Raw genomic sequence first — 19,804 nt, 5'->3', positions numbered from 1 at the left:
AATCCGCTCGCTCCTTGGCGGTCGGCATGGCGGGACCAGGATTGTGTCGCACAGTCCGCGATCAGGGCCGCGTCACCCAGGCATGATTGACGGGGCCGTGGCCGGCTCCGAAACCGGGGGCACGGGCGATGGCCTCATGCAGATAATCCCCCGCCCGGCGCACGGCATCATGCAGCGGTGCGCCATCGGCCAGCAGCCCGGCGATGGCCGAAGCCAGCGTGCAGCCGGTTCCGTGCGTATTGCGACCAGGCAGGCGCGGGCGGTCGAATAATTCCATGCCGCGGGTCGAGACCAGCACATCGGCCACGGCCTGACCTTTCAGATGTCCGCCTTTGACCAGTGCCGCACGCGCGCCCATTTCGATCAGGCGATTGGCCGCTTCCAGCTGGCCGGCAATGTCCGTGACCGCCAGGCCGGTGAGTTTTTCCGCTTCGGGGATATTCGGTGTGACCAGCGTGGCCATCGGCAAGAGGCGGTCGCGGATCGCGGCCTGCGCCCCCTCATCCACCAGCAGGTCACCGGAGGTCGCCACCATGACCGGGTCCAGCACCAGCGGGATCGGAACCTCACAGGCGGCCAGACAATCGGCGACCAAGGTCACGATCTCACATGTCCCCAGCATGCCGGTCTTGATCACATCGGCGCCGATATCCGACAGGACGGCGTCGATCTGACCCTTGATGATATCCAGCGGGACCGGGTGGATGGCGCTGACGCCAAGCGTGTTCTGGACCGTGATGGCGGTAATCGCAGTGGCCGCAAACCCGCCCATGGCGGTCACCGCCTTGATGTCGGCCTGGATGCCAGCCCCGCCGCCACTATCCGAGCCGGCAATGATGAGCACCCGGCCCTTTGGTTCCGTATCGTCCATGCTGTCGAAATCCCGTGCGCTGGGTCGGTCCTATTGCTCGCGCAGGGCTCGCAGGCGCGAGCGCGCACGGGCCGCTTCGGCATCGGATATGGCATGTGAGGCGGCCTGATCAAAGAGGTCGCGTGCGGCCTGGCTATCACCTTGCTCGACCCGGATCTCGGCCAGCGCGACGGCTGCCCGGAAACTCTCAGGCTCGAAGGCCAGCATCTGCTCATAGATGGCCGCCGCAGCGGCCAGATGGCCGTCCGCGCCCAGACAGGCCGCCTGGGCATGCAGAAGTTCATCATCCCACGGACTCTCGGCGACAGCCCGGGCCTGTTCGACGCAGACACCCGGCGGTGCCACCGAACCGCCCGATGCCGTGACATCCGGACTCGTATTGCCCGCAAAGAGGTTGGCCGGCCCGGGTCGGGGCGAAGCTGCCGCTGCGTCTGACGCGGAATGGTCGATAACCGGACCCGTGGCCGGGCCACCTGCCGTCTGTGTATCTGTCGGGCTGGGTCGAGCCGCAGCGACTGGCGCCTGCTGTTCGGCGCCGCTGGCTGCATAGACCGAGTCCGGGACATGAACCTGCGGAATGGCCGTGACGGTCATGCTGACCAACACGCCGCCCTGCCGCAATTCTGCCCGGGCCCCCTGCCAGCCGCGACTGGCGTAAAGGCGGACAACGCCGCCGCGACCGGTCGGCTCCACCGACACTCCGGCCACCAGGTCATCCGAGGCCGGGCTGATCGAGCGGGGTCGCACGGTGACGCCCTCAAGGGTGACAATCAAACCGCTTTCGGTGACCTCGCCGGTCACGCCGGCGGGCTGTTCGTCCAAAGCAATCCATATCTGTCCGGCATCGCCATCGAGGCGGGCCCGCAAATCGGTGATCTCGGCCGCTGACGGGGCGGTCAGGACGAGGCTGCTCAGCAGGGTCAGGATAATCGCACGCATGCGCAAACCCATGATCTGCGTCGTGTAAAGACGCGGTTAAGCGGATGGCTCAGCCGACACCCGGGTCGAGCGTTGCGATATCGCCGGTATCGCAGGCATCAAAGCCGAACGCGCCGATCAGGGTCAGATCCTCCGCGCGGACGGCTTCATACACATAACACCCCTCGCCGAATTCCGGCATCGAGCCGCGGACGAAGACGGGATCCCCCTCACCATACATGGCATCGGCGGCGTCGAGCGGGCGGACCGAATTGATCGCCTCGCCGCCTTCGCGCGTCGCGCATTCCCAGGTGCGGGCGTCAAGATCGACCAGACGGACACCGGTTTCACCGCCGCTCATCGTGTAGGCATAGGAGACATGTTGCGCCTGGTCGCGAAACTCGCCCAGGCACATGTCGATGACCGGCAGATAGGTCATCAGGTAGTTCGACCATCGGTCCAGGTTTCCGCCCGCTTCGCGGCCGCAGCCGCTGGCCGTCAGGCCGGCCATCATGACATCGGCGGAATAGATCAATGTGTCGCCGCCCGGCTCGCGGCACGGCCCTGCCTGCAGCTCGACTTCGACGGCACGGCCATTGACGTCGGTCCCGTGGAAACGACGCACGCCACCATCGAGATAGGGCATGGCGATATCCAGATCGACATCGATGGCGAGGCCGTCATCATAGGCCATGGTCAGACGGGCGCGGGCATCGCCCTCGTCATCGACATAGGCGAGGCGGCCGGTCCAGCCCTCATCACTGACGAGGTCATAGCCCGCACCCGTGACCGGTGCGCGGCTGGACGGGGCATAGTTGAACGCGGCGGTTGCCATGCTGCTGCCATTGCGGCTGTCGGAAACCGTGGTCGTGGCGCAAGCCGCGAGGCTGGTAGCGACCAGTGCCAGAAAAAGTGTGCGTAAAATCATGTGCCCCATAGCCCCCTCAATTCACAATCCCGCATCCTTGTTGCTCGCAGAGTCAAAGACGCGTGCCTTTCAATAGCCTAACACATGAACGAAAGCTGAGCGGCAGAAATTGACCCGGATCACCGACCGGCCCCCGCTCGCCGCTCAGATGCGGTCCGGAAACTGTTCGGCGACGAAATCGACGAACAGGCGGACCCGGTGCGCGAGATAGCGATTGGACGGGAAGACCGCCCACAGATAACGCAACTCGCTGCTCCAGTCGGTCAGGATTTCAACGACCCGGCCTTCCGCCAGCGCCTGTTCGGCAGCCCAGCGCGGACTGCAGGCGATGCCGACGCCCGCCGAGGCTGCTGTCACCGCTGCCACCGCGCCGTTCAGCGACAGGCGGCCGCTCACCCGGACCTCGACCTCCTCGCCCTCGCGGATGAATTTGAGCAGGTGCGGCGCCGGCTTGTTGCGGTCGATGACGATCTCGTGCTGCGCCAGATCGGAAGGATGCTCCGGCCGACCGGCGCGGGCCAGATAGTCCGGCGAGGCGACAACCGACATGCAGGCCGCAGCCAGGCGTTTGGCGATCAGGGCGCTGTCGGGAAGATTGCCGATGCGGATGCCCACATCAAAGCCCTCATTGACCAGATCGACCATGCGATCGGCCAGCGACAGCCGGACCTCGACCCCGGGCCAGTCATTCATGAACCGGGTGATGATCGGCATCAGGCGACGGGCCCCGAAATCGACCGGAGCGGCGACCCGCAGGACCCCAGCCGGGGCCGAGCGGGCATCGGCGACGCCCTGTTCCAGCCCGTCATACTCGTCAAGCCAGGGTCGGACACGGTCCAGCAGCGCCTCACCGGCATCGGTCAGGCGGACCGAGCGGGTGGTGCGCTCGAACAGGCGCGCCTGTAGGCGTTGTTCCAGCGCGGTGATCTGTTTCGACGCCGCGCCCGGCGTCATCGCCTCACGCTCGGCCGCCTTGGTGAAGCTGCCCAGTTCCGCGACAGAACAGAAGAGCCGCAGCGCATCGATCCGGTCCATTTATTCCCCAACAGCCATTAACACCCGCAAACGCCGCAATTTATACCGGTTTGGCGAGAATTCATATGGCAGAGCGTCCAGTTTACCGGGACATCAGTCGGCAGCGTTCGCGCTCAGGCGAGCGGCGACATCCGGCCAGTCCAGCATCTCGGCCACCGCCGCGAATTCCGGCGCCCCGTCCGGAACGATACCGGGATCGGCCCCGGCCGCGAGCAGCGCAAGGACCGCTTCGCGCTGGCCTTCGAAGGCGGCCCAGTACAGGGCCGTCGCACCGGACACACCCGGTCGGTCGAGATTGGCACCCGCAGCGGCGAGGCGCGAAACGATGCCGACATCGCCGCCGATCGCGGCAAGATGGACCGCGGTCAGTGCCATGCCATTCTCCGCCGCGACGTGATCGACATCGGCACCGGCAGTGATCAGCCATTCGACCATGCCGTCCTGCCCATCCCGCGCGGCCTCGAACAAGGCGGTGAAACCGATGGCATCGACAGCATCGATATCCGCGCCCGCCGCGATCAGGATCGCCGCGGTCCCGGTCTGACCGGAACGCGCGGCGGCATGCAGGAGTGGCCGCCCAGCCCAATCGCTTGCTCCGGACAGGTCCGTCAGCTGGCCGATTTCGGTGAGCATTGCGACATCGCCCGTCACAATGGCGGTCTCGAGCAGGGTTTCGAGGCGGCCTTGCTGCCCCATCCCGTCCTCGTCCCGCAGGGTTATTGCCAGGGTCGCCTGGTGGCCGCGGCGCATGGCGATTTCGGCCGCCGTGCCATGGCCGACCTGCAACCGGCTGGCGCCAGCCGACAGGAGTTCCGCGACAACCGCGGAGTGGCCGTAATAGGCCGCCCAGTTGATCGCCGGATCGCCCATGACGTCACGGATTTCGATGTCGGCACCGGCAGCAATCAGCGCCCGGGTCAGGCCCGGGTCCGGATTGGAGGCGGCGAGCATCAGCGGCGTCGCCTGAAGCCCGGTTTCGGCCCGGGCATCCGGGTCAGCGCCGGCGTCCAGTGCCGCCGTCAGGGCCTCAACATCCCCATCGGAGATGGCGTCGCTGATGGCCGGTGGTATTTGCGCGACAGCCGCCGCGCCCAAGGCCAGCGGCATGGCCAGCGCCATGGCCAGCCCGACAATGATGAAACGCATGATGTCCTCCCTGTCCCGGCAGGGAGGCTAGACCGGACCGGGCGGGGCCGCGCTCCACGATTTCGTGATCAGTCCGCGAGCGCCAGCTTGAAATGGCGACGCTGAAGACGGGCTGGCGGGACGAAATCGATCAGTTTTGCTGCACCTGTATTGCGCAGCATTTCATCGACCGATGCGCGGGCCTCGGCGCCCAGGCTGGCGCGGAAATCGGTCACGCGCTGCAACATCCAGAGCGCGTAGGGGATGATCGCCCGATCGGTCTCCACCTGGCTGTCGCCATGACCAATCACCGCCTTGTGGAAGCCAAGTATGCGGGGGACCTCCGTGCCGGGCGCCTGTCCCTCAGCCCACGACCGCAGCGCTTCAGCGGTATCGAGCAGGACCGGTAATTGCTGCGCAGCAAAACGCTGCAGCAATCTGGCGACACCCGACGGGATTTCATCGTCAGGAAGGAAGTCTCCGGTCAGGCCATGCTGCGGCGCATGGCAGGCCTCAGCCCAGCGGGCAACGCGCGGGGCCAGGCGCCGCATCAACTCGCCGGACTTCGGGTCGCGCAGCAAATGCGCATAGAGCGGGCCGAGCAGACCATAATCGGCAATCGACGGGCGCGAGCCGAACAGGGTGTCATGCTCGCCCAGATGGTCGTCAAAGACGGCGAGGAAATCCTCATAAGCGGCCTCAATTGCTGCGACACTGTTCGGGTTCACACCCAGCCCGCCGACCGACCCTGAAAAGAAGCCGACGGCTTTCTCGGCGGCGGCGAACTGTTCGTCCGGTGACAGATGCGGATGGCTGGTGGCGCCGAATTCCTGTTGCGCAAAATCGCGATTATAGGCCCAGCGGTAATGCATGGCCGGGATCACCAGCCATTCATCGCCGAACAGCTCGAGGATCAGGGCCGCCAGGCGCTGGCGGGGCGTGTCCGGATAGACGGACGGGCCGGGCGCACAGGCCTCGACATGATCGATGATGTCGGTGCTGTCCTGCAGCGTCGTGCCATGCGCCGAGCCGTCCTCATGGATGACCACCGGAATGACCGGCCAGCCGACCCGCGGCAGGATATCCGCCTTGTAGACCTCCCGCGTTGAAAGCCGCTCCGTGAAAGCGACATTCTTCCACCGCAAATAGCCACGCACCTTGCCGCTGTAGAGCGATACCGGCGTTCCGATCAGAGTGTATGTCATGAAGGCTCCGCGAACTGTGTCCGCAGCAGACTAGCCTGCTTTGCCCGGCCGGCCAGTCCTCACGGCGCAGGGGTGGGCATGCAAAGTCTTCCGGTCGCTTGCGGACAGTCCCGGGACGCCCTAGCGGCGGGCGATGTAGAGGTCGCGCCCCTTGGAGACGACACCGGCTTCGTGGCGGGCGACAACGCGGTCGACATTGTCAGTCGCGGTATCGACCGCGCGCCAGGCCGACCAGCCCATGACACCGGTCATGAGCACGGCCATGGCCCAGCACACAAGTGCCAGGACACGAGCATGGTCCGACCAACCGGTCAGCGGCCAGCGAAAGGAAATCCGCGAAGTCATCGCATTCCTGTTTCGACATCGGGGCTGTATTGCCCGTCACCGCATATCTTGGCCAAGGATCGCGTTAACGCAGCTCATATTTGATTAACATCTTGTTCAATATTCGCGCCAGACGTGTTTACGCGCCAATTTCAACACCTTAAGTGGTTGGTTGTATTAGCGAACGAATACGATATTCGCCTGTCAGGGGAATATCCCGACTCCAGCCGCCCCAAGATCACGCCAGCGACAGCAGGAGGGACACCAGGCTGCGCGCCTCATTGGTCAAGACCCCGCCGGTCGCACACAACGCCTGCAACTGGGCCAGACTGACCCAGTGCCCGCCCTGTCCTGCCAGCGCGTCGGCCTCGACGTCGGCCGCATCGAGCTCGCATATCTCGTAGCGCATGACGCTGTCGAGGAAGCGTCCGCCTTCGTCCGATTGGTCGATCGACGCCCAGACCGTCACGCCGTCGCTTCCGGCCCAGGCGGTGACCCATTCCGGGTTGAGCCGGTCGCTCTGCCATGATGGCCCGAGTTCGCACGCCGTCCCGAAGCCCGGCTCATCCGAATAGGCGAGGAAGGCACACATCACATCATCCCGCCGGGTCAGGAATAATCGGCAGGCTTGGAGCCGCGTGCTGCGCAGGAGCGGTTGATGCCAGGCGGGACATTCACGCCGAGGCGCACTGACCGCTACACTGCAAACCTCGAAATCGGCACCATCATCAATCGCCGTGATCGCCTGGTCGGCGCATCGCCATCCGGGCAAGGCGTCCAGCGGACAGGTCACAAGGCGAAAGCCTTGTCCGCCGCGTCGCGCCTGGAGAGCATCCAGAACGGGTCTGGTCGATCGCGCCCCGCGATGAAGCGAAAGCGACAGCTCGCTCCGCAGCCCGTCCCACCGGTCGCCCCGGGGGGCGAATGGCTGGTCATCGGCGCACAATAACGACCAGTCCGTTGACGCGATGACCGATCGGGCATCCGTGTTGACGACAAAGCTGCCGGCCAGCGCCTGGCGGAGTGCCCGAGCGTCTGCCCAGACCCATTCCGGCCGGGCGGGCTCGATACGCTCCGGCACCAACCGCACAACATTCATGTTGAATTTGCCCATAAACCGGCTGCCTTGCTCCGATTGAAGCAAGCGGGTCACACATCCATCCTCACGATCCAGAACCTGATCGAGATAGGCCGTTGGCTCACCCCCATGAACGCGCCCGTAATTGCTGAGCGTTGCCTGCACGGTGGGACCGATCTGGACATGGCCGGTCGAGCCGGGTTCGGCTTTGGCCTGCAGCAACCATTGCGGTCCATCCGGCCCCGGCCAGACAAGAAATGCGAGTTGGCCGATCTCGGGTTGCTCGATCATGGGCATGAAGCGGACCGGCGCATCCGGCGCCGGCCCGTGCACGGCAACGCCACAAACTGAAAAATACCGCCCTGTATGGTGCTGAAGCCGGCCCTCCCGCAGGCCCCATTCGCGGTTTTCAGACCAGGCAAGCGGGGAAACCGAGAGACCGGCCTCGGCCCGGCTTCTGGCAAGCCAGGAATCAAGCATCGCCGAAATCCGCCTGCAATTGAGCGCGGGCTGCTTCGAGCAAGGTCGTCAGCGCGGGGCGTTCGGGCAATTCCTCGCCAGTGCGACGCCCCAAGGCCCAGCGCAGGACATGACCGCACGCCTGTCCGCTGTCCCGACACACCCGGTCCATGACGTCCAGCCCCGTGCGGTGAAAATCCTCCGCGCTCGCCGGGGTCAACATCCGGGCCGCTCGTGCATGAAGCTCGCCGCCATCCGCACGATAGTCAAAACCGCCCGGCTGACCGTCCACCGACCTGTCGAGAAGCCAGGATGCAATACCGCTGCGGACCTGGTCGGGTGCGCGCGTGATATCGTCAGCAATCCTGTCGAGGCCTGGCGGATGGCGGTCATAGGCCTTCACATCGGCAGCGAGCCGGGCCAGAAGCCGTGGCTTTATCACGCTGACCCGTTCCTCACCGACCAGTTTCAGGCCAGTGCGCCAGGCCCGAAGGACCCAGTCTTCCAGCGGCGTGCGATAAAGCTCGGTCGACGCCCGCCAGGGCCCGACGCGCCGACAGGCCTCGCTACGCAGGATCCACGTGCTGACCGGCTCGAAATAGGCCGGTGTATGAACAAAGGCGCCGGCAAGCGAGCGGTCGTCCGGGGTCACGTCGCTGATGACCAGATCGTCCGTTTCCGCAGCGCCAGTCTCCAGGAATGCCGCGCGCCCGGCGAAAAAGTCGGCTTTTTCTTCATCCAGCCTGCCCAGCCCGGTCTCGAGGTGATCGGGAAACCAGAGATCGTCATGATTGAGAAAGGCGGTGAAGGGCGTCCTGGCCAGCGCCATGCCGACCGAATTGGGACCCGACTGCTCGCCGCATCTGTGAGGCAGGTTGACGTAGTGGATCCGCGGATCGCCAAATGCCGCAATCACCGCGCCTGTTCGCGGATCGCAGTGATCGCCGACGACAAGGAGACGCCAGTTGGCGTGGGTCTGATTGAGCACGCTGCTGATCGCCAGACGAAGGGCGTCGGGCCGGTTATGGGTGGCCGTGATGATGGTGATGGTGCCCGGCCCTGCCGATGCCTGACTTTGCAGTCCCATAGCGCGTCTCGCTCCCGTCACCCACCATGTGTGCGCAGCCTCGGAAAGCAGCACGATCCTGACTGGATTGAAAGCGTGATTGATAGCGCCGGACAGACTTGGTGGAATCCCGAACGCACCAACCGCCCGTCCCTGTCCCGGCAAGGGGGCAGGAGGCGGGCGGCCGTGTTGCGTCCGGTGAGGTTTTGACACCTTTCCCTTCGGCTTCCCCTTTCTTGCGTCCGGGGCAGCACCACGGTGAGGCAGCGCTGGATCTTGGCGCCCTGGTCGCCGTCCTTGCGGACGGTTCAGTCTCTCCGGTTCGGTGAGCCCTTCAGCGCCGGCCCTTGCGGACCCTTGCCTTGGAACCTGACCTGAAATCCCTGCCCTCGCGGGCCTGTCTTTCCTGCCTGCCCGTTCAAAACCGGCTCTTGCGAACCTGCCTTCCCGGGCCATCCTCTCCGGCGATCCCCGGTCCTTTCGAACCGCTTCGGTCGCTGTCGATGACCAAAGTAAAACAGGCCGGACGCGGCGCCGCAACGCATGGAAAGTGCGATTTCGTGGACAAGTTTGCGGGATTGGTGGAAAACATTCCGAAATTTGTGGAAAAGCTGGTGAAAACTTTCAACAGCCTGTTTTCACGCCCTGATTAACGCAGGTCCGACCAGAAAAACACCGGCGCTGACAGTGCCGCGCCGGTTTCTTGCAGTTTCGGGACAGGGCGCCGCGCGGGACTCGTGCTCGCACCCCCACCTCGCCCGTCATCCCCCGGCGTGTCCGGGGGGCCTCACCCAACCGATCGACGTCCGTGACGAGGTCCCCCGGATGTCCGCTTCGCGGTCACCGGGGGATGACGGTGGGTGTTGTACGGCCGAGTCACCTGGATATCAGCTTTGCCCCGGGGCACGCCCGCGCGGAGCAATCCATAGATCGCTTGTCAGCCAGCAGGCCGTATCCGCTTCTTCAGCTCAAGGGTGAAACCGCGAAGCGGCCGCCCTGCGGCCCTTGACCTGAAGAAGCGGATACGGCGGGGTCTCGGCAAGCGGTCTATGGATGGGTGCGCGCCGGCGGCGCGAGTGCGGAGGGATGCTATTTGCGTCTGTCCCGGAGCGTCCCAGCGTCTACGAGCTGCACTCGCCAACATTCACTCAAGGCGTCGCCTTCAACGAAGCATAAATCTCAGGAGCGTCAGCTTGGGCCAATAGGGCGACGTGGTCCACGAACACTCCTTGATCGACATACTGATCCAAATCTGAGCAGTCCGACGCGTACCAGAGGATCACTCGCTCGAATCGGGCACATGCCCGTTTCAAGAGTTTGACGAATTGGGTCTCGCTGGCTTCCTTGCCTTGAGACAATTCGCAATTGTATCGGCGGATACAATCATCCAGCTGGCCACTCAGACCGCCACGAACCGACCAAACTACATTCGACTCTCCGCCCAGCTCCCTCTGAACGGCATCAATCAATTCCATCGACAGACTTGTTAGATCAGGCACCTCAAATCCAGACATGTCGACGTCAAATCTGGGTTTGCTGAACGCGATAAGCTGTGACATGCGCGCCTCTCCCCGCCAAGTAAGCAGTTACCCACAACAACTACCACGCATCCAAAGAAAAAACCGGCGCGGACAGTGCCGCGCCGGTTCTTTGCAGTCGTTCTGGTCAGATCAGCGATTACTCCGCCGCCACCGCCGCCGGGGCGCCGAAGCGTCCGTAGAAGGTTTCGCCCTTCTCGGCCATTTCGACGAGGAGGTCCGGTACCGCGAACTGGTCGCCATAGGCGGCTTCCAGCTCTTTGGCGCGGGCCACGAAGGCCTTGGCGCCGATGGTGTCGATGTAGGACAGCGTGCCGCCGGTATAGGGCGCGAAACCCCAACCGAGGATCGAGCCGACATCGGCCTCGCGTGGATCCTGGACGATGTCCTCACCCATGCAACGCGCCGCTTCCAGCGCCTGGGCGTAGAGGATGCGGTCCTTGATCTCGTCGGCTGTCGGCTGGTCGGCGGCGTACTTGCCACCCGGAGCGAACTGCTCCAGCTCCGGCCAGAGACGCTTGGGCTGACCCTTCTCGGCCGGGTAGTCGTAGAAGCCCTTGGCATTCTTGCGACCGAAGCGCTCATATTCCTCGACCATCTTGAACAGGATCGGCTCGGTCTTGGACGGCTTGTGCGTGTCACCCAGATCGGCCTTGGTCTGCTTGATCAGCTTCACGCCGAGATCCAGCGCCACCTCGTCCTGCAGGGAGAGCGGACCGACCGGCATGCCGGCCATCCTGGCGGCATTCTCGATCAGGGCCGGCTTCACGCCCTCGGCGAGGAGGTTCATGCCCTCACCGATATAACGCATGACGCAGCGATTGGCGTAGAAGCCCCGCGTGTCGGAGACGACGATCGGCGTCTTCTTGATCTTGGTGACGAAATCGATCGTGCGCGAGAGGGCATAATCGCCCGTCTTCTCGCCCATGATGATCTCGACCAGGTTCATCTTCTCGACCGGCGAGAAGAAGTGGATGCCGATGAAATTGTCCGGACGATCCGACGCCTTGGCGAGATCGGTGATCGGGATGGAGGAGGTGTTCGAGCCAAACACCGCCGTGGTGCCGATCTGCTCTTCCGCCATCTTGGTGATCTTGGCCTTGAGTTCGGAATTCTCGAACACGGCCTCGACGACCAGATCGACATCCTTGATCAGGGTGTAGTCGGTGGTCGGCGTGATCAGGGCGCCCAGCTTGTCAGCCTTGTCCTGGCTCAGCTTGCCGCGGGCGACGCCCTTGGCGAAGTGATCGGTACAATGCTTCTTGCCCTTGTCGGCGCCCTCTTGCGTGGCGTCGATGAGAACAATCTCGATCCCGGCCTGGGCCGAAACCGTGGCAATGCCCGCGCCCATGAAACCGGCACCGATGATGGCGATCTTGTTGATCTCGCCCTTGTCCTGACCGGCCGGACGGCGTCCGCCCTTGTCCAGGTCCTGCTTGGACAGGAAGATCGAGCGGATCATGTTGCGGCTTTCCGGGCGCAGCAAAAGCTTGGTGAAATACCGGCTTTCAATGCGCAGCGCGGCATCCATCGAGACCTGCGAGCCTTCATAGACGCAGGACAGGATGTAACGCTGGGCCGGGTAATTGCCATAGCTGGTCTTGCGCAGCATCGGCGAGGCGGCACCGAACATCTGGGCACCGGCGGGGTGGTAAGGGCCACCACCGGGGAAGCGGAACTTGTCGCCATCCCAGGGCTGTTTGGCAGACTTGGGGTCTTCCTTGACCAATTCCTTGGCCTTGGCCACCAGCTCGCCACCCGGCACCACGGCATCAACAATACCCTGGGCCTGCGCGGCAGCGGCGTCGAGCTGCTTGCCCTGCAGCAGGATCGGTGCGGCATTCATCAGACCCACCAGGCGCGGCAGTCGCTGGGTTCCACCACCGCCCGGCAACACGCCGACCATGGCTTCCGGCAGGCCGAGCTTGGCCTTGGGATTGTCCGACGGCATGACGCGGTAGTGACAGGCCAGGGCAATCTCGAAGCCACCGCCCAGGGCGAGGCCGTTGACCGCCGCAGCGATCGGCTTGCCGCAGGTTTCCAGGGCGCGGAAGGTCTTGTTGAGACGGAAGCATTGCTCGAACAGCTTCGTCTTCATTTCCTCTTCCGGCAGCTTGGCCAGCGCCGCAGACGAGCCGCCCAGTTCCGACAGGTCGGCGCCGGCACAGAAGGCCGCCTTGCCCGAGGTGATGACCACGCCCTTGATGGCGTCGTCATTGATGATCTTGCCGGTCAGCGCGTCGAAGTCATCCATGACATCGGCCGAGATGACGTTCATCGACTTGCCCGGGCTGTCAAAGGTGACCAGGGCAATGCCGTCGGAATCGATTTCAAGTGTGAAGTTTTTCATTGGTATTCTCTCGTCAGCCCGCGGCGTCGCAGTTGGGGCGACCCGTCGCGGGGCAGTAGTGAAAGAGGAAGATCATATGTCCGGTGCTGCAGTTCAACAGAACCACCCCGGAGTCCGCCTCGGAGATGCTGTGTCTCCAAACGCAGTGCTCCAGACTGGCCACGTCCCGCGGATCATGCTCTCGCCCGTCGGTCTGCCAGGACGTCGCGATATCCTGCCAGGTCAGACCGTCCGGAAGCCCATTGGCTTGGGCGACCCATAGCTCGTACCGTTCGGCGGCCGAACGCGACCACGCACGACGATCCGCCATCATGGCATCGAACGCGGCGCTTCCAGGCTCGGGAACAAGCGTCGTCGCCGATGGAGTCGCCGAACAGGCAGCAAGCGCCAACGGCAATATTCCGAGCAAGACCCGCAAGCTTACACCCGCTCGATAATCGTCGCGGTGCCCATGCCGCCGCCGACGCAGAGCGTGGTCAGGGCGGTTTGCTTGCCCGTGCGCTCCAGCTCGTCGAGGACGGTGCCCAGGATCATCGCTCCGGTGGCGCCCAGCGGGTGACCCATGGCGATCGAGCCACCATTCACATTCATGATGTCGTGGTCGATCTCATAGGCCTGCATCAGGCGGAGCACGACGGCGGCGAAGGCCTCGTTGAGCTCCCACAGGTCGATATCGCCGGCTTCCATGCCGGCCTTTTTCAGGGCCTTGGCGGTGACCGGAACCGGCCCCGTCAGCATGATGGTCGGCTCGGAACCGACAGAGGCCATCGAGCGGATACGCGCCCGCGGCTTGAGACCGGCACGCTCGCCTGCCTCTTTCGAGCCGACGAGAACCATCGCCGAGCCATCAACGATGCCCGAGGAATTGCCGCCGGTGTGGACCCAGTTGAGATACTCGATCTCGGGATAGCGCTGGGTGGCAACGGCTTCAAAGCCGACAAAGTCCGACATGTCCTTGAAGGCCGACTTCAGCGAGCCGAGGCCCTGCATGTCGGTGCCCGGACGCATGTGCTCGTCATGGGCAAGGATGGTGGTGCCCAGCTGGTCCTTCACGGCGACGACCGACTTGGCAAAGCGGCCTTCTTCCCAGGCGCGTGCAGCGCGCTTCTGGCTTTCCATCGCATAGGCATCCACGTCATCGCGCGAGAAGCCGTACTTGGTGGCGATCAGGTCGGCGGAGACGCCCTGCGGCACGATATAGTTGTCGAAGGAGATTTCCGGGTCGACGCCCATGGCGCCGCCATCGGAACCCATCGGTACGCGCGACATGGCTTCCACGCCGCCGCCAATGGCGAAATCGGCCTCGCCGGACATCACCTTGGCGGCCGCTACATTGACCGCTTCCAGGCCCGAGGCACAGAAACGGTTGAGCTGGTAGCCGCCCGTGGTCTCGGCATAGCCGGCATTGATCACGGCGGAGCGGGCGATATTGGCGCCCTGCTCACCGACCGGCGAGACGACACCCATGATCACGTCATCGACGAGGGCGGTGTCGAGATTATTGCGGTCACGGATCGCGGCGAGCTGCTGGGTGGCCAGCTGCAGCGCAGTGATCTCGTTGAGCGCTCCGTTCTTTTTCTTGCCGCGCGGCGTTCGCGTGGCGTCGAAGATATAGGCTTCTGTCATGGTCAGTTCCTTTCCCTTGGCGGGGTGGTTCCCTTTATCGACTGGGTATGCGTTCTCTTTTCTTCCCCGCTTGCGGGGAAGTGGCCCTCGGGTGCATCGCGCCTGAGGGTCGATGGGGTCGCAGTCAAAGACTGCGATGAGGCATTCGGCTTCGCCGACCCCTCCACCGCTACGCGGTCCCCCTCCCCGCTACGCGGGGAGGAAAGCGCTGCGGCTCTTCCGGCCGTGTGCAACGCGTCTGATATCTGGGTGAGGACGCCATCGAGATTTTGATAGACGTCGATGTTGAAGGCTCGGATGACCGTCCAGCCCGCCGCTTCCAGGAAACCGGTACGGCGACGATCATGCGCTAATTCCTGCGGCGTGCCATGCGTGTCACCATCAAGCTCGACGATGAGCTTCAACTCGACACAGGCAAAGTCGGCGATGTAAGGCGCAACCGGATGTTGGCGACGGAATTTGAAGCCCTCCAGCTGACGCGCCCGAAGCCGCGACCAGAGAATAAGTTCAGCGTCCGTCATCCGCTTGCGCAGCGACCGCGCGCGTTTCATCGCACGGTATTTCGGAGGTTCCGGAGCCTGCAAGCTCAAACCTCTTTCTTCCCCATTCCATGGGGAAGTGGCTGAGCGAAGCGAAGTCGATGGGGCGGCGCGCAGCGCAGTATGACCAGCACCATTCATCGGCTTCGCCGACCCCTCCACCGCTTCGCGGTCCCCCTCCCCACTGCGTGGGGAGGAAAGAAGAGCGTGTTCAATCATCCTCTTCCGCCTCGTCCTCGATCATGTGGTAAGCGACGGCGTGTTCGCCGCGTTCGTTGAGGGCCTGGGCGATGCGCAGGCGTTCCTCCAATGGCTTGTTCTGGGAGAGCTTGGCCTTGCCCTCCAGGCGGTCAATCTCGAACTCGAAGGGCTGGATGGCCAGCTCCAGCATGGCCCGGCGCTTTTCTTCCAGATTGGTGATCCGCCACTCGCTTTCAAAGTCGGCGATCTGCGAGGACAGCGCCCGCTCGGCCTCGACACCCTCGAGCGGCACCAGCCTACCAAAGGCATGCACAGCGACATAATTCCAGGTCGGCACATTCTCGTTCGGCTTGGCATACCAGGAGGGGGAGACATAGGCATGCGGCCCGGTGAAAACGACCATAGCCTCCTTGCCCGCCTTGATCGCCGCCGACGCCGGATTGGCCATGGCGACATGGCCGATCAGGACCAGGCGCTCATCGGCCAGCTTGAACGGGATATGCGTCGCCGCCAGATCCGGCTCACCCGGAATGAGCAGCAGACCGAAATCATACGAACGCATCACCGCCCGCATCTCGCTCTCGTCTTCCATCCGGAAATGTGTGGGCGTGTACATCAGGCGCGCTCCGTCGCCGGATTTCTTCCCCACATCAGTGGGGAAGTGGGCCGATGCGCAGCATCGGGTCGAAGGGGCGCCCGTCGCAGCGCGAGCGGAGACGGTCGTTCGGCGCGTGCCACGAAGATTCCGCCGCGCCTTCGCGCGGCGGCCCCTCCACCGCTTCGCGGTCCCCCTCCCCACTGGCGTGGGGAGGAAAGCAGAGCGCCCTGTTCCATCCCTAAAGCGTCCTCGCAATCAGCAGCTTCATGATCTCGTTTGTCCCGCCATAGATCCGCTGGACGCGGCTGTCGGTCCACATCTTGGCGATCGGGTATTCGCGCATATAGCCGTAGCCGCCATGCAGCTGGACGCATTCGTCCATGACCTCGTTCTGGGCTTCGGAGACCCAGTATTTGGCCATCGAGGCGGTGGCGGCGTCGAGTTCGCCCTTCATCAGGCGTTCCGAGCAGTGATGGGTGAAGACCTCGGCCAGGGTCGCCTTGGTCTTGCATTCGGCGAGCTTGAACTGGGTGTTCTGGAATTTCAGGATCGGACGACCAAACGCCTCGCGCTCCTTGGTGTAGTTGATCGTCTCGTGCAGGGCGCGCTTCATCGCGCCGACGCCCTGGACGGCGATCTGCAGGCGTTCCTGGGGCAATTGCTGCATCAGCTGGATGAAGCCCTGGCCCTCTTCCTGGCCAAGCAAGGCATCGGCGGGAACCCAGACATCCTCGAAGAAGAGCTCGGCCGTGTCCTGGGCCTTCATGCCGACCTTGTCGAGAAGGCGGCCGCGGCGGAACCCCTCGACCTTGTCGGTCTCGACCATCAGCAGGGAGACACCGTCATAGCCCTTTTCCGGGTCGGTCTTGGCCACCACGATGATGAAATTGGCCGAGCCGCCATTGGTGATGAAGGTCTTTTGGCCATTGATGCGATAGCCATTGCCGTCCTTGATCGCCGTCGTTTTGACGCTCTGCAGGTCCGAGCCCGTGCCCGGTTCGGACATGGCGATGGCGCCGATCAGGTCACCGGAAATCATCCGCGGCAGGACCGACTTCTTCTGATCTTCCGAACCGTAATGGGTGACATAGGGTGCGATGATGGAATTGTGCAGACCGACACCCCAGCCGCCAGCGCCGATCTCGGCACCCGCTGTATGGAAGACGTATTCATGGCCCCAATCACCACCGGCGCCGCCATATTCCTCGGGCACGGACGGGCAGAGGATTCCCGCCTTGCCAGCCTTGGTCCAGATCTCGCGATCGACCATGCCCTGCTCTTCCCAGCGCTCGGCATTGGGCACGCATTCCTTGGCCATGAAGCCGCGCACCGAGTCCTCGAACATCCGCACATCCTCGCGCTCGAGAAAGGCCGGACGGGGCACATTGAGTGGGTCCTGAAACATGAAACGTCCTCCCCAGACGGTTCTTTGTGAGACGGGCCTGACCGCAGGATGGCGGATGCCCTTTATCAACCGGAATTGTGTGGCGGGCCGTTCTCTTTTGTCGGAACGGTCCCGCCGGCATGCTTGTCAGTTGGCGCCTAGAAGGCGTCGGCTTCCAGCGCCATCATGGAGTCGGCGCCGGCCTCGACCTTGGCCAGGTGCATGGCCGCTTCCGGGACCCAGCGGTCGAGGAAATAACGGCCCGTGGTCAGCTTGTTGGCATAGATCGGGTCGGTTTCGCCGGCGGCAATCTTGGCCGAGGCGACCTTGGCCATTTTCGCCCACATATAGGTCAGCGAAGTCAGGCCGAAGAGGCTGAGATAGTCGTGGCTGCCAGCGCCGGCATGGTCGAAATTGTTGAGCGCGTTATTCATCAGCCAGTCGGTGGCCTGTTTGAGCTTGGCCTTGGTGTCGGCGACAGCCTGCACGAAGGGTTGGGTCTCGTCATTGCCGCCCTCGGCGACAAAGGCGTCGAGTTCGGCAAAGAAGGTGGTGATCGGGCGCATGCCGTTCATCGCCAGCTTGCGGCCGACCAGGTCGAGCGCCTGGATGCCATTGGTGCCTTCGTAGATCAGGGTGATGCGGGCATCGCGCAGGAGCTGGGACGCGCCCCACTCCTCGGTGAAGCCGGAACCGCCGTGGATCTGCAGGCCGGAGGAGACCATGTCATAGCCCTTGCCGGTCAGATAACCCTTCACGATCGGGGTCAGCAGCGCCATGTAGTCGCCAGCCTTTTCGCGCATCGCCGGGTCGGAGGCTTTTTCCTCGAGATCGCCTTGCAAGGCGGTCCACAGGGCAAAGCAACGCGCCGCCTCGACGAAGGACTTCTGGTCCATCAGCATGCGGCGCACATCCGGGTGGACGATGATCGGATCGGCCGGGCCGTCCTGGTTCTTCGGTCCGGTCAGGGAGCGACCCTGCAGGCGGTCTTTCGCGAAGCCGAGCGATTGCTGATAGGCGGCCTCGGCCAGGGCATAGCCCTGCAGGCCGACACCCAGCCGCGCCTCATTCATCATGATGAACATGATTTTGAGGCCCTTGTTCTCGTCGCCGACCAGCCAGCCGGTCGCCTCGTCATAGTCCATGACACAGGTGGCATTGCCGTGAATGCCCATCTTGTGCTCGAGGCCGCCACACTTGGCCGCGTTGCGTGTCCCCGGATTGCCGTCGGCATCGGGAATGAATTTTGGCACCACGAAGAGCGAGATGCCCTTCACGCCTTCCGGCGCGCCCTCGATGCGCGCGAGAACGAGGTGGATGATATTTTCCGCCATGTCGTGCTCGCCGGAGGAAATCCAGATCTTCTGGCCGGTGATCTTGTAGGACCCGTCGGCCTGCGGCACGGCTTTCGTGCGCAGGAGACCGAGATCGGTGCCGCAATGCGGCTCGGTCAGGTTCATCGTCCCGCCCCACTGGCAGGAGATCATCTTGGGCAGGTAGAGCGCCTTTTGCTCATCGGTCCCGCCGGTGGCCAGCGCGGCCGCGGCGCCCAGGGTCAGACCCGGATACATGCCGAACGCCATATTGGCCGAGGAGACCATCTCGTTGAAGGCAAGGTTGAGCACGTGCGGCAGGCCCTGACCGCCATATTCGGGATCCGAGGACAGCGCTGTCCAGCCGCCTTCCGACATCTGCTTGAAGGCATCCTTCCAGCCGGTCGGGGTCTTGACGTTTCCGTCCGCGTCGCGCGTGCAGCCTTCCTCATCACCAACCTTGGAGATCGGGGCGAGGACGCCCTCACAGAATTTCGCGCCCTCTTCCAGGATGGCGTCGACCGTGTCGGCGTCGGCATCGGCAAAGCCGGGCAGATCGCCATACTGGGCGATGTTGAGCACGTCATGCAGGACAAAACGCTGGTCACGAACCGGGGCGCGATACGGGGTGGTCATGATGGATCTCCGGGGAGCGGGATGTGGATTGTTCGATTTCGGGTTCAGTTTGGGGGCGGCGTTACGGGTCTCAGCCCGGCGACAGGCCGCTCCAGTCTTCCAGTCGGGCACTGGCCAGGGCCTCAAAGGCTCGGGCGCGGCGGCGGACATCGTCCGGCGGGGTCCGGTCTTCCAGACGCTCGCGCATCCAGTCGAGACCGGCTTCCAGCTCGGCCAGGGCCCGGGCGACGTCCTCGCGCTGTTGTTGCAGCACGGTGATGCGATGCTCGAAGCGCTTGATCGCCGGTTCCAGCCGTTCACGGCCGCCGCGGTCGATCGCCTGCAGATCAAGGATTTCCTTGATCTCGTCGAGCGCGAAGCCGACTCGCTTGCCGCGCAGGATCAGCTCGATCCGGGCCCGGTCCTCGGCCGTATAGACCCGCGCTGCACCACGGCGCAGCGGATGGATCATGCCCTTCTGTTCGTAGAAGCGCAGCGTGCGCGGCGTGATATCGAACTCGTGGGCGAGTTCGCGAATGGTGAATTCGGCATCGGGTGCGACAGGCTTGATCATGGGGTGAATGGTGTTCACGAAGTGACGCGAACGTCAACGTCAAATATATGACAATCG

At 63.9% G+C, this 19,804-nt stretch carries 18 protein-coding genes; 1 reads left to right on the top strand and 17 read right to left on the bottom strand.

Annotated features, from left to right (window positions below; all coding sequences use genetic code 11):
- Nucleotides 1-61: 61 nt before the first annotated feature.
- From thiD to MMAR10_RS15955, 9 genes are all read right to left on the bottom strand, one after another.
- Nucleotides 62-871, bottom strand: coding sequence for a bifunctional hydroxymethylpyrimidine kinase/phosphomethylpyrimidine kinase (gene thiD, locus MMAR10_RS02870; protein WP_011642492.1), 810 nt, complete (start codon nucleotides 869-871; stop codon nucleotides 62-64).
- A gap of 30 nt (nucleotides 872-901) precedes the next feature.
- Nucleotides 902-1,810 (bottom strand): tetratricopeptide repeat protein, encoded by a 909-nt coding sequence (locus tag MMAR10_RS02865; protein WP_011642491.1) that lies wholly within the window; start codon nucleotides 1,808-1,810, stop codon nucleotides 902-904.
- 49 nt (nucleotides 1,811-1,859) lie between these two features.
- Nucleotides 1,860-2,717 (bottom strand): hypothetical protein, encoded by an 858-nt coding sequence (locus tag MMAR10_RS02860; RefSeq protein ID WP_011642490.1) that lies wholly within the window; start codon nucleotides 2,715-2,717, stop codon nucleotides 1,860-1,862.
- Between the two features lie 144 nt (nucleotides 2,718-2,861).
- Complete coding sequence (locus MMAR10_RS02855) at nucleotides 2,862-3,752, bottom strand: LysR family transcriptional regulator (RefSeq protein WP_011642489.1); 891 nt, start codon at nucleotides 3,750-3,752, stop codon at nucleotides 2,862-2,864.
- Nucleotides 3,753-3,845: 93 nt separating this feature from the next.
- Nucleotides 3,846-4,898: an ankyrin repeat domain-containing protein gene (locus tag MMAR10_RS02850; RefSeq protein ID WP_011642488.1), complete on the bottom strand. Its 1,053-nt coding sequence runs from the start codon at nucleotides 4,896-4,898 to the stop codon at nucleotides 3,846-3,848.
- A gap of 68 nt (nucleotides 4,899-4,966) precedes the next feature.
- Nucleotides 4,967-6,082, bottom strand: a complete 1,116-nt coding sequence (locus MMAR10_RS02845; protein WP_011642487.1) for a glutathione S-transferase family protein — start codon at nucleotides 6,080-6,082, stop codon at nucleotides 4,967-4,969.
- Between the two features lie 120 nt (nucleotides 6,083-6,202).
- Nucleotides 6,203-6,427 (bottom strand): hypothetical protein, encoded by a 225-nt coding sequence (locus MMAR10_RS02840; RefSeq protein WP_011642486.1) that lies wholly within the window; start codon nucleotides 6,425-6,427, stop codon nucleotides 6,203-6,205.
- Between the two features lie 217 nt (nucleotides 6,428-6,644).
- Nucleotides 6,645-7,964, bottom strand: coding sequence for an NDP-hexose 2,3-dehydratase family protein (locus MMAR10_RS02835; protein WP_011642485.1), 1,320 nt, complete (start codon nucleotides 7,962-7,964; stop codon nucleotides 6,645-6,647).
- Nucleotides 7,957-9,030: a glycosyltransferase family 2 protein gene (locus tag MMAR10_RS15955; protein ID WP_011642484.1), complete on the bottom strand. Its 1,074-nt coding sequence runs from the start codon at nucleotides 9,028-9,030 to the stop codon at nucleotides 7,957-7,959. Before MMAR10_RS15955 ends, MMAR10_RS02835 begins: the two co-directional genes overlap by 8 nt.
- A 341-nt stretch (nucleotides 9,031-9,371) precedes the next feature.
- Between MMAR10_RS15955 and MMAR10_RS17020 the strand changes: the two genes are divergently transcribed.
- Nucleotides 9,372-9,662 carry a hypothetical protein gene (locus tag MMAR10_RS17020; RefSeq protein WP_190273948.1) on the top strand — a complete coding sequence of 97 codons (291 nt, stop codon included), beginning with the start codon at nucleotides 9,372-9,374 and terminating at the stop codon, nucleotides 9,660-9,662.
- 495 nt (nucleotides 9,663-10,157) lie between these two features.
- Here the strand turns inward: MMAR10_RS17020 and MMAR10_RS02825 are convergent, their stop codons facing one another.
- The 8 genes from MMAR10_RS02825 to MMAR10_RS02785 all read right to left on the bottom strand — a co-directional run bounded on the left by MMAR10_RS02825 (nucleotide 10,158) and on the right by MMAR10_RS02785 (nucleotide 19,747).
- The gene (locus MMAR10_RS02825; protein ID WP_041636722.1) at nucleotides 10,158-10,568 is read right to left on the bottom strand and encodes a hypothetical protein; all 411 of its coding nucleotides are present in this window, start codon (nucleotides 10,566-10,568) and stop codon (nucleotides 10,158-10,160) included.
- Nucleotides 10,569-10,686: 118 nt separating this feature from the next.
- Nucleotides 10,687-12,897 (bottom strand): 3-hydroxyacyl-CoA dehydrogenase NAD-binding domain-containing protein, encoded by a 2,211-nt coding sequence (locus MMAR10_RS02820; protein WP_011642483.1) that lies wholly within the window; start codon nucleotides 12,895-12,897, stop codon nucleotides 10,687-10,689.
- Nucleotides 12,898-13,317: 420 nt separating this feature from the next.
- On the bottom strand, nucleotides 13,318-14,523 hold the full coding sequence (locus MMAR10_RS02810) for an acetyl-CoA C-acetyltransferase (RefSeq protein ID WP_011642482.1): 1,206 nt from the start codon (nucleotides 14,521-14,523) through the stop codon (nucleotides 13,318-13,320).
- Nucleotides 14,524-14,525: 2 nt separating this feature from the next.
- Nucleotides 14,526-15,281 carry an endonuclease domain-containing protein gene (locus MMAR10_RS16645; protein WP_233353858.1) on the bottom strand — a complete coding sequence of 252 codons (756 nt, stop codon included), beginning with the start codon at nucleotides 15,279-15,281 and terminating at the stop codon, nucleotides 14,526-14,528.
- On the bottom strand, nucleotides 15,274-15,879 hold the full coding sequence (locus MMAR10_RS02800) for an FMN-binding negative transcriptional regulator (RefSeq protein WP_011642480.1): 606 nt from the start codon (nucleotides 15,877-15,879) through the stop codon (nucleotides 15,274-15,276). The genes MMAR10_RS16645 and MMAR10_RS02800 overlap by 8 nt, the downstream gene beginning before the upstream one ends.
- Before the next feature lie 220 nt (nucleotides 15,880-16,099).
- On the bottom strand, nucleotides 16,100-17,266 hold the full coding sequence (locus tag MMAR10_RS02795; RefSeq protein WP_011642479.1) for an acyl-CoA dehydrogenase family protein: 1,167 nt from the start codon (nucleotides 17,264-17,266) through the stop codon (nucleotides 16,100-16,102).
- Between the two features lie 137 nt (nucleotides 17,267-17,403).
- Complete coding sequence (locus MMAR10_RS02790; protein ID WP_011642478.1) at nucleotides 17,404-19,194, bottom strand: acyl-CoA dehydrogenase C-terminal domain-containing protein; 1,791 nt, start codon at nucleotides 19,192-19,194, stop codon at nucleotides 17,404-17,406.
- A 70-nt stretch (nucleotides 19,195-19,264) separates the two neighbouring features.
- On the bottom strand, nucleotides 19,265-19,747 hold the full coding sequence (locus tag MMAR10_RS02785; RefSeq protein ID WP_011642477.1) for a MerR family transcriptional regulator: 483 nt from the start codon (nucleotides 19,745-19,747) through the stop codon (nucleotides 19,265-19,267).
- Nucleotides 19,748-19,804: the final 57 nt, after the last annotated feature.

This window comes from Maricaulis maris MCS10, from assembly GCF_000014745.1.
GTDB classification, from domain to species: Bacteria; Pseudomonadota; Alphaproteobacteria; order Caulobacterales; family Maricaulaceae; genus Maricaulis; species Maricaulis maris_A.
The sequence above is the reverse complement of the archived record's forward strand: the minus strand, read 5'-3'. Positions and strand labels throughout refer to the sequence as shown.

Coding starts and splice junctions, on each gene's coding strand:
- MMAR10_RS02865 (WP_011642491.1), bottom strand. CDS start 1,810: ATGCGTGCGATTATCCTGACCCTGCTGAGCAGCCTCGTCCTGACCGCC.
- MMAR10_RS02855 (WP_011642489.1), bottom strand. CDS start 3,752: ATGGACCGGATCGATGCGCTGCGGCTCTTCTGTTCTGTCGCGGAACTG.
- MMAR10_RS02785 (WP_011642477.1), bottom strand. CDS start 19,747: ATGATCAAGCCTGTCGCACCCGATGCCGAATTCACCATTCGCGAACTC.
- MMAR10_RS02800 (WP_011642480.1), bottom strand. CDS start 15,879: ATGTACACGCCCACACATTTCCGGATGGAAGACGAGAGCGAGATGCGG.
- thiD (WP_011642492.1), bottom strand. CDS start 871: ATGGACGATACGGAACCAAAGGGCCGGGTGCTCATCATTGCCGGCTCG.
- MMAR10_RS16645 (WP_233353858.1), bottom strand. CDS start 15,281: ATGATTGAACACGCTCTTCTTTCCTCCCCACGCAGTGGGGAGGGGGAC.
- MMAR10_RS02795 (WP_011642479.1), bottom strand. CDS start 17,266: ATGTTTCAGGACCCACTCAATGTGCCCCGTCCGGCCTTTCTCGAGCGC.
- MMAR10_RS02850 (WP_011642488.1), bottom strand. CDS start 4,898: ATGCGTTTCATCATTGTCGGGCTGGCCATGGCGCTGGCCATGCCGCTG.
- MMAR10_RS02840 (WP_011642486.1), bottom strand. CDS start 6,427: ATGACTTCGCGGATTTCCTTTCGCTGGCCGCTGACCGGTTGGTCGGAC.
- MMAR10_RS15955 (WP_011642484.1), bottom strand. CDS start 9,030: ATGGGACTGCAAAGTCAGGCATCGGCAGGGCCGGGCACCATCACCATC.
- MMAR10_RS02790 (WP_011642478.1), bottom strand. CDS start 19,194: ATGACCACCCCGTATCGCGCCCCGGTTCGTGACCAGCGTTTTGTCCTG.
- MMAR10_RS02825 (WP_041636722.1), bottom strand. CDS start 10,568: ATGTCACAGCTTATCGCGTTCAGCAAACCCAGATTTGACGTCGACATG.
- MMAR10_RS02860 (WP_011642490.1), bottom strand. CDS start 2,717: ATGATTTTACGCACACTTTTTCTGGCACTGGTCGCTACCAGCCTCGCG.
- MMAR10_RS02835 (WP_011642485.1), bottom strand. CDS start 7,964: ATGCTTGATTCCTGGCTTGCCAGAAGCCGGGCCGAGGCCGGTCTCTCG.
- MMAR10_RS02820 (WP_011642483.1), bottom strand. CDS start 12,897: ATGAAAAACTTCACACTTGAAATCGATTCCGACGGCATTGCCCTGGTC.
- MMAR10_RS02845 (WP_011642487.1), bottom strand. CDS start 6,082: ATGACATACACTCTGATCGGAACGCCGGTATCGCTCTACAGCGGCAAG.
- MMAR10_RS02810 (WP_011642482.1), bottom strand. CDS start 14,523: ATGACAGAAGCCTATATCTTCGACGCCACGCGAACGCCGCGCGGCAAG.